The following is a 12,818-nucleotide window of genomic DNA, read 5'->3' as shown; positions in this document are numbered from 1 at the left end:
CGGGCGGTGGCTTCGGCGGCGCCGGTGGCGCGGGCGGCGGCATGGGCGCGGCGGGCAGCCAGATGGGCGCGGGCGGCTCGTCGGCGGCCTTCGCGGGCGGTCGCGGCGGCGCTCCCGGCGTGGGCTTCGGCCCCGGCGCCGCTGGTGGCGCGGGCGGCTCGGGCACGCCGATGGGCGGCGCCCCGATGGGCGGCGCCGGCGCCGGTGGCCAGGGCGCGGAGGACAAGGAGCGCCGTTCCGCCGCGTACATCCGCGGCGAGGACATCTTCGAGGTGCCGGGTGAGAACCTGCCGCCGTCGGTGATCGGCGGGGTCAAGCCCAAGAAGCGCGGCCAGTCGTGATCGAGCCGGAGTACCTGCTCACGCCGCGTCAGCTCGACGTGCTGTGGCAGGACCTCGGGCTGGGCAGGCTGCCCTACCCGCTGGACGTGCCCAGCCTCGGCGCGACCGAGGCCGAGCGCGCCCGGCTGCGCGAGCAGGTGCTCGCCGAGCTGGGCGGCCAGCCCGACCACCGGCTGGTCTCGCTGCTGCGGCTGCTGGCCGACCACCGCGTGTCGGTGGACGCCATCGCGCACGTCGAGCGCCCGATCCGCGCCGTCGCCGTCTCGGACGGCGACCGCGCGGCCCTCGCGGTGATCGACAGCGGCAGCGTCGGCCTGCTGGAGATCCGGCCGACCTCGCTGGCCAGGTCCATCGTGGAGGTGCTGCCCGCCGGTGCGGCCGGTCCCGGCTCGTCGCTGTCGCTGCGGGTCGAGACCATGGACGCGGCCGTCGCGATGCAGGGCCAGTCCGACGGCGACGAGGACGACCCGTGGGGCGACTCCGAGGTCGACGAGCGCACCGCGCTCCAGCGCGCGGGCCTGTCCCGCGAGGACGCCACCGCGCTGAGCGAGCTGGCGGCCAACCGCAAGGCGGGCGGGCAGTTCGGGGTCTCGCACGGCGGTGGCGGCGGGTACCGGGCGCAGCGGGCCGGGGTGACCATCACCTGGTTCGACACGCACCAGGGCCGCTACCTGATGGTCCGGGAGAACGGGTGGCTGAGCCTGGCCCCCACGGACAACGACCGGATCGCCAGCCGGATCGACTCGGTGCTGGCCGGGGTCGCCTGAGCGGCCCCCGCAGCCTGACCCGGAGGCCCCGTCGCGCACGTCGCGGCGGGGCCTCCGGGCTGTTCGGGGTCTTCCGCCCTGTCCGGGGCCTTTTCCAGCTTGTCCGGACTCCTCCCTGCCTGTCCGGACTCCTCCCGACCTGTCCGGTCCCTCCCGGCTCGACCGCGCGTTCCCGTAGTGCCACGGGCGCGCGGCGCTTCCCGCCGGGTGGACGTCCTTGAAGCGCCGCCCGCCGGGTTGCATCCTCGGTGGCGGGGTCCGACGTGCCCCAGGAGAGGCGGGTGCCCGATGGTCGAGTCGTCGCTGGGTCTGCGCGGGGTGTTCCGCGACTTCCCGCAGGGCGTCGGCATCGTGACCGCGACCGGTGGCGACGGCCCGGTGGGCGTCACGGTCAGCTCGATCACCTCGGCCAGCCTCGACCCGCCGCTGGTGGTGGTGTGGATCGGCCAGGGCGCGTCCGCGTGGCCGGTGCTGCGCACCGCCCCGCTGTTCGCCCTGCACCTGCTGCACGCGGGCCAGACCGCCCTGTCCGACCTGTTCGCCCGCTCCGGGGCCGACCGCTTCGGCCAGGCCACCCGCTGGGAGCCGGACGACGACGGCGTCCCCCACCTGCTCGACGCCCCGGCCCGCCTCAGGTGCCGCACGTCCCGCCGGATCGTGGTCGGCGACCACGTGGCCCTGGTGGGCGAGCCGCTGGCGATCGAGCACAAGGCGGGCGCCTCGCCGCTGGTGCGGTTCCAGGGGCGGTACACGTCCGTGGCGTAGCGGCTGCGGTGGCGTGGCGGCTACAGCTGGAACCCCGCACGCGGGCGCACCGTCGACGCGGCCAGCTCGCGCACCCGCGACGCGGGCAGCGGCACCCCGTCGGCGGCCTGGAACCAGGCCACCACCTCCGCGATCGGCAGCCCCTCGGGCGGCAGGCCGGTGTACGGCACGGCGTACAGCGGGGTGTTCGGCTCGCTGCGCCAGCTCTCTGCCAGCGGCCCCAGGTCGACCGCGTCGAACCCCAGCGCGGCCAGCAGCGCGGCGACCTCGGCCTTGGCCGCCGGGTCGTCGCCGGAGACCGGCAGGGCGGTGCGGTCGGGGGCGCCGTCCGGCCGGTGCAGCTGCAGGAGCTGCCTGGGGCCGATGTTGTGCAGCGCCTTCACCACGCGAGCGCCGACCAGCGCCCGCTGCACCAGCTCGCTGGAGGTCAGCTCGTCCCGGTCCAGCTCGGGGTTCTCCCAGCCGGGCTTGCGGGCGTAGTTCATCGGGTCGACCACGACCTTGCCCGCCAGCTCCGCCACCGGCAGCCGGTGCAGCGCGGTCAGCGGCACGGCCGCCACGACCACCTCGCCCGCCAGGGCCGCCTCCGCCGGGGTCGCCGCGCGGGCCCGCTCGCCCAGCTCGGCCACCAGCGCGGCCAGGGACTCCGGGCCCCGCGAGTTGGCCAGCACGACGCGCAGCCCCGCGTCGACCGCGCGCCGCGCCACACCCGCCCCGACCATGCCGGAACCGATGACGCCCAGGGTGGTTGTGCTCACTGCCCGCTCCTCGCCTGCGCCCCGACCACCGGGGCGCGCCTCCCATCAGACCCGCCGCGAACCGGGCGGACAACGAGCGGACCCGCCCCGCAGCGATCACGTCCCGTGATAGATCAGAGGGGTGGAACTGCGCGCGCTGCACTACTTCGTGACCGTCGCCGAGGAGCTGCACTTCGGCCGGGCCGCCGAGCGGCTGCGGATCGTGCAGCCCGCCGTGAGCCAGCAGGTCGCCCGCCTGGAGCGCGAGCTGGGCGCCCGGCTGCTCGACCGGACCTCCCGGCGGGTGCGGCTGACCCCGGCGGGCGAGCGCGTCCTCGTCGCCGCCCGCGAGGCCCTGGCCGCCGCCGCGCGGGTGCGGGTGGTGGCGGGGGAGCGCGGGGCGGTGGTGCGGATCGGGCTGGCGTCCTGCGTGGACGCGCGGGTCGACCGGGCCCTCGGGCGGCTCGGCGACGTGGAGCCGGAACTGGTGGACCTGCCGGTGTCCGCGCGCCTGGCGGCCGTGCGGGCGGGCGAGCTGGACGTGGCCCTGGTGCGCGGCGCCGTGCCGTCCGGGGGCGAGGTGCGGGTGGCGCGCGCGTGGACCGAGCGGCTGCACGCCGTGGTGTCCCACGAGCACCCGGCGGCGGGGGCGTCGTCGGTGCGCCTGGCGGACCTGTCCCCGGAGGGTCTGCGCCTGCCCGCCCGCGAGGTGGACCCGCCGCTGCACGACGCGATCCTGGCCGCCCTGCCGACCGCGCCCCGGCGACCGCCGTCGGGGGACCTGATGACCGCCCTGTACGAGGTCGCCCGCGACCCGGCGGGGTGGGCGCTGCTGCCGGAGGGCCAGGTGGCGAACGTCCGACCGGGCCGCGTCGTCCCGGTGCCCCTCGACCCGCCGCTGGAGGTGGACGGGCACGTGGTGGCCTCGGCGGTGACGCCCGCGTCCTGCCTGGCGTCGTACGCGGCGGCGTTCGGGGACTGAGCGGGGCGCGCCCACCGGGACGCGCCCCGGACCGCTACCCCAGCGCCCTCGCCGCCGCCCGCCCCGCGGTCCGCCCGGAGAACAGGCACCCGCCCAGGAACGTCCCCTCCAGCGCCCGGTACCCGTGCACCCCGCCGCCGCCGAACCCGGCTGCCTCACCGGCCGCGTACACCCCCTCCAGCACCGACCCGTCCCCGGTCAGCACCCGCCCCGACAGGTCCGTGTGCAGCCCGCCCAGGGTCTTGCGGGTCAGCACCGACAGCCGCACCGCGATCAGCGGCCCCGCCTTCGGGTCCAGCAGGGCGTGCGGTTCGACCACGCGCATCACCTTGTCGGTCAGGAACTTCCGCGCCTCGCGCATCGCGTTCACCTGCATGTCCTTGCCCAGCCCGGACAGCACCTGCCGGTCCCGCTCCACCACCACGCGCTGCAGCTCGGCCGCGTCCACCAGGTCCTCGCCGACCAGCGCGTTCATCCCCGCCACGACCTCCGCGACGGTCCGCCCGGTGATGAACTCCGGCGACCGCTTCGCGAACACCTCCACCGGCGTCACCGCGCCCGGCAGCACGCGCTTGAGGAGCATCTTCACGTCGCGCCCCGTCAGGTCCGGGTTCTGCTCGGACCCCGACAGCGCGAACTCCTTGCCGATGATCCGCTGGTTCAGCAGGAACCACGAGTGCCCGTGCCCGGTCTTGACGATGTGCTCCAGCGCCCCGAGCGCGTCGAAGCCGGGGAACAGCGGGATCGGCAGCCGCTTGCCCGTGGCGTCCAGCCACAGCGGCGACGGGCCGGGCAGGATGCGGATGCCGTGCCTGCCCCACACCGGGCTGTGGTTGTCGATGCCCTCCGGGTAGTGCCACATGCGGTCCTCGTTGATGATCCGCCCGCCCGCGTCGTTCACCACCTGGAGCATCAGGCCGTCCACGTGGTCCGGCACGCCCGACAGCATGTGCTCCGGCGGCGTGCCCATCCGCGCGGGCCAGTTGCGGCGCACCAGCTCGTGGTTGCCGCCGATCCCGCCCGACGTCACCACCACGGCCTGCGCGCGCAGCTCGAACGACCCGGCCACCTCCCGCGAGGACGGCTCCGCCCGGCCCACCGCGGACGGCACGAGCACCTCGCCGCTCACCCCGTCGACCACGCCGCCGGTGGTGGTCAGCCCGGTCACCCGGTGCCGGAAGCGGAACTCCAGCAGGCCCTGCGCCACGGCCTCGCGCACCCGCTTCTCGAACGGCTCCACGATGCCCGGCCCGGTGCCCCAGGTGACGTGGAAGCGCGGCACCGAGTTGCCGTGCCCGCCCGCCAGGTACCCGCCGCGCTCGGCCCACTGCACCAGCGGGAAGAACCGCACCCCCAGCCCGTGCAGCCAGGCCCGCTTCTCGCCGGAGGCGAAGTCCACGTACGCCTCGGCCCACCGCTTCGGCCACTCGTCCTCGGGGCGGTCGAACGCCGCCGAGCCCAGCCAGTCCTGGAGCGCCAGCGCCGACGAGTCGCGCACCCGCAGCCTGCGCTGCTCGGGGGTGTCCACCATGAACAGCCCGCCGAACGACCACCAGGCCTGCCCGCCGAGCGAGGCCTCGGGCTCCTGGTCGAGCAGCAGGACCTTGCGCCCGGCGTCGACGAGCTCCGAGGCCGCGACGAGCCCGGCCAGTCCCGCGCCGACGACGATGACATCCGCGTCATGTGCCATCGGGCGAGTCTAGAGGCGTCCGACAGCGCAGCACGAGACCTGAATATTTTTCAGAACACCGCCGTTCGAGCACGTCCGCGCCCCGCGATCCCGGAAACGGCCCCGGAGAAGAGCGGGAGCCCGCCCCCGCCGAAGCGGGGACGGGCTCCACCGAGCGGGGAAGCGGTCAGGCCACGTTCCGCACGACCACCACGCCGCTGCCCACGGGCACGCCGTCGGAGGTCCGAACGCCCAGCTCGCCGCGCAGCTCGCGCCCGTCACCGGGCTTCGCGCTCGCGGTCACCGTGCCGGTCGCCGTCCACGTCGCGCCCGCGGTGCGCTGCGCGTCCGCGTCCGCCACGGTCACCGAGCCCAGGCTCGGCGCGGTGAACACGTCCAGGTAGTCGTACTCGGTGGTGCCTGCGGGCACCGCGTACCCGTCGACGACCACCCGCCACGCGCCCGGCGCCGGGTTGGCCACCGACACGGCCTCCTCCGAGTCCGCGTCGGCCGACTGCACGTACAGCACGCACGACCCGGAGGTGCAGTTGTACAGCAGCAGGTCCAGGTCGGCGGTCACGTCGCTGGTCTTCCCGATCGACGCCCGCAGCTGCGTGGCGCCCGCGGGCACGACCAGGTCGTACTGCGCGGTCGTGCCGTCGGCGATGCTCGGCCGTGCCACCTTCGCGCTGCCCAGCGGCCCGCCGACCAGCTTGCCGGTGAACGTCGCCAGCGAGTTGGTCACCTGGTACTGGCGCTCCACCGGGGTCCCGGCCACGACCGACTCGATCACGTCCGGGTTCGGGGTGATCGCGGTGCCCAGCACGGAGGCGGTCACCGAGTACTTGGCCACGTCCGCGTCCGAGGTGCGCCGCGCCTCGACCACGATCTCCCACACGCCCGGCGTCGGGTTCGCGACGGTGCGGCTGGTGGGCGTGCCACCGGAGCAGCCCGCGCCCGCGTCGGGGTTGTAGCAGTTGGTCGACGAGGTGGTGTCGAACGGGACGCCGTACGGGTCGAAGCGCAGGAACCGCACCTGGCCCTTGCCGGGGTCGCCGCCCGCGGCCATGTCGACCTTCAGCGCGCTGGCGCCCTCGGGCACCTTCACGAAGAAGCTCTGCGACTGGTTGCGCGGCAGGTCACCGGTCCTGGTCACCTGGTAGGAGCCCTTGGCGGTGAACTCCTCGGCGGCGAAGACCGTGTTCAGGGTCATCGCGTCGACACCGGCCGTGGACGAGTTGTCGATCTCCAGCACGGCCGAGTGCACGCCTGCCGACTTCGGCTTGACCTTCACGGCCAGCTGCACCGGCTTGTTCAGCGGCAGGGTGACCCTGGTGCCAGAGGAGAACGTGCCGTCGTTGCCCTTCCACGACAGGCCGAACTGCTGGTTCTTGTCCGGGCCGGTGGTGCGGGTCAGCGTGTAGGTGCGGGTGTACTCCTTGCCCACGACGACGCCCTCGCGGTCGTGGATGCCCACGCCCACGCCCGGCGTGGCCAGTAGGTCGTCCAGCGCCGTGCTGACCTCGACCGAGGTGGTGACGCTCTGGGTGTTGACGCCCCGGTTCAGCTCCGCCCAGGCGCGCTTGACGTCGAACAGGCCCGCGCCCTGCTCGTAGGCCTGGAGCGAGGAGACCCACTTGGCGCCGGTCTTGATCGCGGTGCGCAGCTGCGCGGCGTTCGGGCGCTGCCCGTTGTGCGTGGCCTTGTACGCGCTCACCAGCAGCGCGGCGGCGCCGGTCGCCTGCGGGGCGGCCATCGAGGTGCCGTTCAGCATGGCGTAGCCGGCGGGCAGCTCGTAGGTGCCCGCGACGGGGCCGGAGGGCAGCCACTGCGGGATCGTCGCGATGGCCGAGCCGGGCGCGACGATGTCCGGCTTGAAGCCGCCGTCCTCGCGCGGGCCGCGTGAGGAGAAGCCGTGCAGGCCCTCGGCCTGCTTGGTCACCGAGCCGTAGTTCGACAGCCACGTCTGCTTGGTGATGTACGAGCCGACGCTGATCGAGTCGGAGGCCACCGACGGGTCGCCCACGGTGTTGGCGCCCGCGCCGCTGTTGCCCGCGGAGATGAACAGCTGCACGTTGTACTCGGCGATCGTGCGGTTGTAGAGCTCCGCGCGCGCGTTGTTGCCGTCGTTGAGCGGCGGCAGGCCGCCGATGGAGATGTTGACGACGTCCGCGCCGTTGCGCGCCGCGTACAGCACGCCGTCGATCAGGCCGCTGCTGGTGCAGGACGGGGTCGACAGGCAGACCTTGACCGCCATCAGCTTCGCGCCGGGCGCCGCGCCGACCATCTTGCCGCCGAACAGGTTGTTGGCGGAGGTGATGCCCGCGACGTGCGTGCCGTGCTGGGCGGCGGAGATGCCGATGTTCACGTACGGGGTGCCGCCGTTGTCGTACACCGACTTGTCGGTCTGCACGACGAACGCGACCTGCTCGACGGTGCCCGTCGCCGGGTTGTCGACGCCGAAGTGGCCGACGTCCTTCTTGTGCTTGTAGTCGATCATCGGCTTGTCGTCGGTGAAGTCGCCGTCACCCTTGACGTCGACCCGCACCTCGCGCGTCGAGACGTCCTGCAGCACGCCGAAGGCGTCGTTGCGGTCGCCGTCGCGGTTCAGGTCGCCGCCGGTCTCGCTGTTGCTCAGGCCGAGGTCGCCCGAGGTCTCGCGGAACAGGCCGAAGCTGTACGTCGAGCCCCTCGGCACCTTGTAGGTGACGCCGCCGACGGTGAAGTCGGCCGTGTACCGGCCGGACATGCCGATCCACGTGCCGTCGCCGGAGTTGGTGGCGTTGGCGTTGTACCAGTCGACGACCTTGGTCTCGCCGGTCGTGGTGGTCTTGAGCGCCGGGTGGTCCAGGTCGACGCCGGTGTCCAGCACGGCGATCGTGGTCCCGCGACCGTCCCACTTGGAGTGCGCGTCCGTGAACTGCGCGGCCTGGGTGTCCTGGATCGGCAGGTACGGGTTCTTCTTGGGCGTCTTCGCGTCCGGGGCCTTCTGCGGCAGCGGCGCGGCGGAGCCCTCGGGGCGCGGGTCGTCCAGCGCGACCAGGCCGTCGACGTCCACGGCGCGGACGGCGTCCAGCTTCGCGGCCTTCTCCGCCTTGTCGCGCGGCAGCGACACCTTGGCGTAATCGATGTCGCGCTCGGTGGACTGCACGGTGCCGCCGAGCGCCTTCAGCTCGTTGACGGCGGAGTCGAGCTCGCCCTCCTCGGCGGCGACCAGCAGGGTCACCTCGGCCTGGCCCGCGCGCTCGGCGTCGGCGATGCGCTCGCGGTCGACCGAGTCGAGCTGCTTGGACGCCTCGGGGGCGCCCTGGGGTGCTTCCTGCGCGAGCGCGGGAGTGGCGGCGAAGCCGATCCCAGAGGTGCCGAGCACGGCCGCGAGCAGAGCCGCCCCCGTGCGGTGCCGCCACCGTCTGCCTGAGTTGTTCACGGCGCAAACCCTTCGTGGGGAAAGATTGGCGCAAGCACATCGCTGGACGGGTGCCGAAACAATCAGACGAACGGCTCAAGCGCGGATTCCACATTGGACCAGCAGGCCTCTTGCGCGAGCGCGCCGGAAGTGCCGCAGAACCCCGAGACGGGTGCGACGCCTTCAGTCAAGAGCCGACCGGCGGGAATGTCAACCGGTGTCAAAGGTGAAATCGGGAAATCGGTGCGGGGGCGCTAACGAAAGCCCTCGGGCGCCGATGCGGGCCGTCACCGGGCGATCACGGGCGGTCCGGATCGGGGGCGGTGCGGTGAAGCCCGCCACAAACGGGCATCGTCCGGCGTCCCGGTTCGTTGGGTCTACTGGTCGGCGTGGTGGACGTTGCGCCGCGCACCCCCGTTCCGCAGGGCACTCCCCCCTGGCCCGCGGATCCGCTCGGGGGTGGCGCGCGCTCCCGCCGTCGTCGACCGCCGTCGGCCGGACGGCGTCCCCCCCACCGCTCGGCCGACGGCCCGGACAATGCCGGGCCCGGCGGGTCGGACCCGACCCGCCGGACATTCGCGCGTGGTGCCGGATTGCGCTCGGGTCGCGCATTGGCGGGGTGATCCACGACGCATTCATGACGCCGCCGGGTCGCCCGCGCAACCCGCGCATTTCCGCCACCGGCCATTTCCCGGCATTCGGACGCCGCCCCGCTCGGCGTTCCGGGGCATCACGGTTCCGGCAGGCGGTGCTCCACCGGCTGGTCCACGTCGACCCGCTGGACGCCCGCCAGCGCGGCGAACGCCTCGGCCCGCTCGACCGGGACGGCCAGCCGGGCGTACCCGACCGCCGCGTCCTCGGCCAGCACCCGAGCGCCCGCCTCCCGCGCCGCCGCGACCACCTCGGCCTCGTGGCCCCGCTCGGCCACCACCAGCAGCTCGACCTCGCCCGCGCCCGCGCGCCGCGCCTCGCGCAGCGCCGCCCTGCCCTGCTCGGTCAGCTTCGACGTCTCTCCAGGCACCGGCGCCTCCGCGCTCGTCGTCCCGGCCGCCGGGACGGTCGACCGCTGCGGGGACAACGTCCCGGACGTGCTGACCGTGCCCCGCTCCGACGGCGGGGACGGCGGCGCGCTCGCGGCGCCACCGCCCGAGCAGCCGACGACCGCCGCCGCCACCGCGCCCAGCACCAGCGCCACCAGCCCGGCCCCGCCGAACCCCGAGCCGCCGAACCCCGAGCCGCCGAACCCCGTCCCGCCGAATCGCCGCACCCCGCACCACCGCATCCCGCGCTCCCGCGCTCCAGGCCCCGGACCACCGGTCGTCACGGCGAGGACGGAACCCCGACCCGCACCGGTTGCATCTCCTGCGTGCTCGTCGGCCCGCTGAACGCCTGCACCCGCTCCTCGCCGTCCGCGCTCTCGCCGAACACCCGGTTGTCCCCGTGCGGCTCCGCCACCTCAGGCCGCCGGGGCGCGGTCTTCGGCACGTCCCGCACCCGCACCTGCGGCAGCGCGCCGGGGTGGTTCGCCCGCAGCCACGTCACCAGGTGCTCGCGCACCACGCACCGCAGGTCCCACAGGCTCGGTGCGTCCCGCGCGGACACCAGCGCCCGCAGCTTCACGAACGAGCGCACCGCGTCCGTCACCTGGAGCACCGACACCCGCCCGTCCCACAGGTCGGTGTTCTCCAGCGCGTGCCGCAGCTCCTGCCGCATCTCCTCCACCGGCACCGTCCAGTCGACCTCCAGCTCGACCGTGCCGAGCAGCGCCGACTGGGTGCGCGTCCAGTTCTCGAACGGGGTCTTCAGGAAGTGCGAGGTCGGCAGGATCAGCCGCCGGTCGTCCCACAGGTGCACCACCACGTAGGTCAGGGTGATCTCCTCGACCCGGCCCCACTGCTCCTCGACGATCAGCACGTCGTCCAGCCGCAGCGCGTCGCTGAACGCGATCTGCATCCCGGCGAACACGTTCCCCAGCAGCGACTGCGCGGCCAGCGCCGCGATCGCGCCGATCACACCGGCCGACGCCAGCAGCGACGCGCCCGCCGCCCGCGCGCCGGGGAAGGTCATCAGCACCGCCGCGACGGCCACCACCGACACCACGCCGACCGTGACCCGGCGCATCAGCCGGACCTGGGTGTGCACCCGGCGGGCGTGCCGGTTGTCGTCCACGTCGATGCGGACGCGCGAGAGGGTCGCGTTCTCCAGCACCACCAGCAGCGCCGCCAGCAGCCACGCGCCGCTCAGGATCAGCGCGATCCCGACCGCGTGCAGCGCCGTCGGCCGCCACTCGCCGCTGGCCGTGACGCCGAGGGAGAGCTGCAGGGCCACCAGGGCGGCGACCACCTGGGCGGGCCGGTGCAGGTGGCGGGCCAGGTTGGCGAACAGCTCCGACTTGCGGCCGATCCTGGCGACCGTCCGGTGGACCAGCGCCACGGCGACCAGTGCGACCAGCACCGATCCGGCGAACGTGACGATCGTGACGACGGGGGCGGGCACGCGTGGCACCTCCTCTTCGCGGGTACGTTCCCGTGTGGGCGTACCCGCGAGCCCGCCGGTCAAGACCCGAGTGCGGCGTTCGCCACTTCCGCTTGCCCTCAACCGCCCACAGGTGACAATCCGCCCACCACCACCGGCAGGGCTCACCACCGGCAGCGGGCGGCGCCCCACGGCTCGTCGTCCCACCGGGCCCACGCCAGGTTCCACGCGGTCCAGCGCCGGCTCCGGCTCGACCAGTGGCAGACCCGCAGCTCCTCGGGCAGCCGAGCCAGCGCCGGGGCGGCGTCCGCGGACAGCGTCGACAGGTAGGTCCGGTCGATCCGCCCGGTGGCCTCGTAGCGCGCCACGTTGGCCTCCGCGACGAGCAGGTCCGGGTTGGCGGCGGCCAGCGCCAGCACCGCGCCCGCCGCCGTCGCCACCACCGCCCTCGGCAGCCAGGCCGCCGACAGCCGCACCCCGGCGGCCAGCACCACCAGGCACACCAGCCCCAACCACAGCTCGGCGGCCAGCGCCAGGACGCGCTGCTCGGTGAACCCGTAGGCCCGCTGGTAGAGCCACATGCGGTGCACGGCCGAGGCGACGATGACCAGGGTGAGCGCGCACAGCGCCCCCGGCAGGGCGCGCAGCCACAGCCGGTCCCGCGCGGTGGCGCGCGAGGCGAACCGGGACACCGCGCCCAGCACGCCCAGCGTCAGCAGGGTGACCACCACCAGCTGCCCGAAGCCGCCGCGCGCGTCGTCGGCGTACGTCAGGTCGGCGGTCACCTGCACGTGCCGGTCGCCGCCGAACAGGGTGCGCAGCTGCACGGCCACGAACGCGGTGAACAGCGCCACCAGCGCCCCCACCGGCAGCGCCCAGTCCCGGCGCGCCACGGCGGGCGCCTGCGCGAGGGGCGCGTCGACGGTGTTCGGGACCGCGCGCAGCCGGTGCGCGGCCAGCACGCCCGCGCCCGCCGCAGCGCCGAGGACCGCGGTGACCCCGATCGGGGTGTCGGACCGGAGCACCGCGCCCAGCACCAGGTCGGCGAACGCCTCGTCCGCGCTCACCAGCAGCGGCAGGAACACCAGCAGCGCCGCGCAGGTCAGCGCCACCGGCCGCAGCCAGCCGCCCGTCGCGCGCGCCGCGGTGGCGGGCACCGCGACGCAGGCCCACAGCAACCCCCTGGCCGTGCGTCCGCCGGTGACCGCGATCGAGGCGGTGGCCAGGCCGGTGACCAGGCACAGGGCGAACAGCCAGCCGGACGCGCGGAACGCGGCCACCGACGCGAGCAGCACCGACAGCGCCGCCCAACCGGGGCGGACCCGGCCGGCCAGGGCGAGCACGGCGACGGCGGCGATCGGCCAGCCGACGCCGTGGCTCTCGTACGGGACCACGGCCGCCACGACCACGCCCGCGACCAGCGCGGCGAGGACGGCCCGGCTCCGGCGGGACTCGTCCTGCGGGGTGAGCGGCGGGGTGGCGGGGGAGCGGGGCGCGGGGGCGGTGGCGGCGCGACCGGGTGCCGTCACCGGAGCGGGGGCCTCGGGTGAGTCGCCGCCCGCAGGCCCGTTCCTGCTCTCCGGCTCAGCTTCCACCTCGTTCTCCGGCTCAACTTCCTCGTTCTCCGACTCGGCTTCGCCCCTGGGCGCAGGTTCCTCCCCGCGCTCGGGCTCAGG

Annotated in this window: 9 protein-coding genes and 1 pseudogene; 4 read left to right on the top strand and 6 right to left on the bottom strand. The window is 74.7% G+C overall.

Annotation, left to right across the window (positions count from 1 at the left end; all coding sequences use genetic code 11):
* From ACTUAL_RS05100 to ACTUAL_RS05090, 3 genes and pseudogenes are all read left to right on the top strand, one after another.
* Positions 1-341, top strand: a pseudogene (locus ACTUAL_RS05100) (PPE domain-containing protein); the annotation flags it as partial.
* Complete coding sequence (locus ACTUAL_RS05095; RefSeq protein ID WP_096496840.1) at positions 338-1,108, top strand: ESX secretion-associated protein EspG; 771 nt, start codon at positions 338-340, stop codon at positions 1,106-1,108. The pseudogene ACTUAL_RS05100 and the gene ACTUAL_RS05095, both read left to right, overlap by 4 nt.
* A 288-nt stretch (positions 1,109-1,396) precedes the next feature.
* A complete protein-coding gene (locus tag ACTUAL_RS05090) occupies positions 1,397-1,873 on the top strand; it encodes a flavin reductase family protein (RefSeq protein WP_440899435.1) in 477 nt (158 codons plus the stop codon).
* 20 nt (positions 1,874-1,893) lie between these two features.
* Here ACTUAL_RS05090 and ACTUAL_RS05085 read toward each other — a convergent pair whose 3' ends face one another.
* Positions 1,894-2,631, bottom strand: coding sequence for an NADPH-dependent F420 reductase (locus ACTUAL_RS05085; RefSeq protein ID WP_440899434.1), 738 nt, complete (start codon positions 2,629-2,631; stop codon positions 1,894-1,896).
* A 121-nt stretch (positions 2,632-2,752) separates the two neighbouring features.
* Here ACTUAL_RS05085 and ACTUAL_RS05080 point away from each other — a divergent pair, with 121 nt between their 5' ends.
* Positions 2,753-3,592 (top strand): LysR family transcriptional regulator, encoded by an 840-nt coding sequence (locus ACTUAL_RS05080; RefSeq protein ID WP_440899433.1) that lies wholly within the window; start codon positions 2,753-2,755, stop codon positions 3,590-3,592.
* 34 nt (positions 3,593-3,626) lie between these two features.
* Here ACTUAL_RS05080 and ACTUAL_RS05075 read toward each other — a convergent pair whose 3' ends face one another.
* The 5 genes from ACTUAL_RS05075 to ACTUAL_RS05055 all read right to left on the bottom strand — a co-directional run.
* Positions 3,627-5,282: an FAD-binding dehydrogenase gene (locus ACTUAL_RS05075; RefSeq protein WP_096496837.1), complete on the bottom strand. Its 1,656-nt coding sequence runs from the start codon at positions 5,280-5,282 to the stop codon at positions 3,627-3,629.
* A 166-nt stretch (positions 5,283-5,448) separates the two neighbouring features.
* On the bottom strand, positions 5,449-8,688 hold the full coding sequence (locus ACTUAL_RS05070) for a S8 family serine peptidase (RefSeq protein ID WP_440899432.1): 3,240 nt from the start codon (positions 8,686-8,688) through the stop codon (positions 5,449-5,451).
* A 709-nt stretch (positions 8,689-9,397) separates the two neighbouring features.
* Positions 9,398-9,991: a hypothetical protein gene (locus ACTUAL_RS05065; RefSeq protein WP_440899431.1), complete on the bottom strand. Its 594-nt coding sequence runs from the start codon at positions 9,989-9,991 to the stop codon at positions 9,398-9,400.
* Positions 9,988-11,163 carry a mechanosensitive ion channel family protein gene (locus ACTUAL_RS05060; RefSeq protein ID WP_096496834.1) on the bottom strand — a complete coding sequence of 392 codons (1,176 nt, stop codon included), beginning with the start codon at positions 11,161-11,163 and terminating at the stop codon, positions 9,988-9,990. The genes ACTUAL_RS05065 and ACTUAL_RS05060 overlap by 4 nt, the downstream gene beginning before the upstream one ends.
* Before the next feature lie 143 nt (positions 11,164-11,306).
* The coding region (locus tag ACTUAL_RS05055; RefSeq protein ID WP_440899430.1) for a DUF4153 domain-containing protein at positions 11,307-12,818 on the bottom strand (1,512 nt) is incomplete at its 5' end.

The sequence above is a fragment of the Actinosynnema sp. genome (assembly GCF_052038725.1).
Note: the sequence above shows the minus strand (reverse complement) of the source record. Positions and strands in the feature narration are given on the sequence as shown.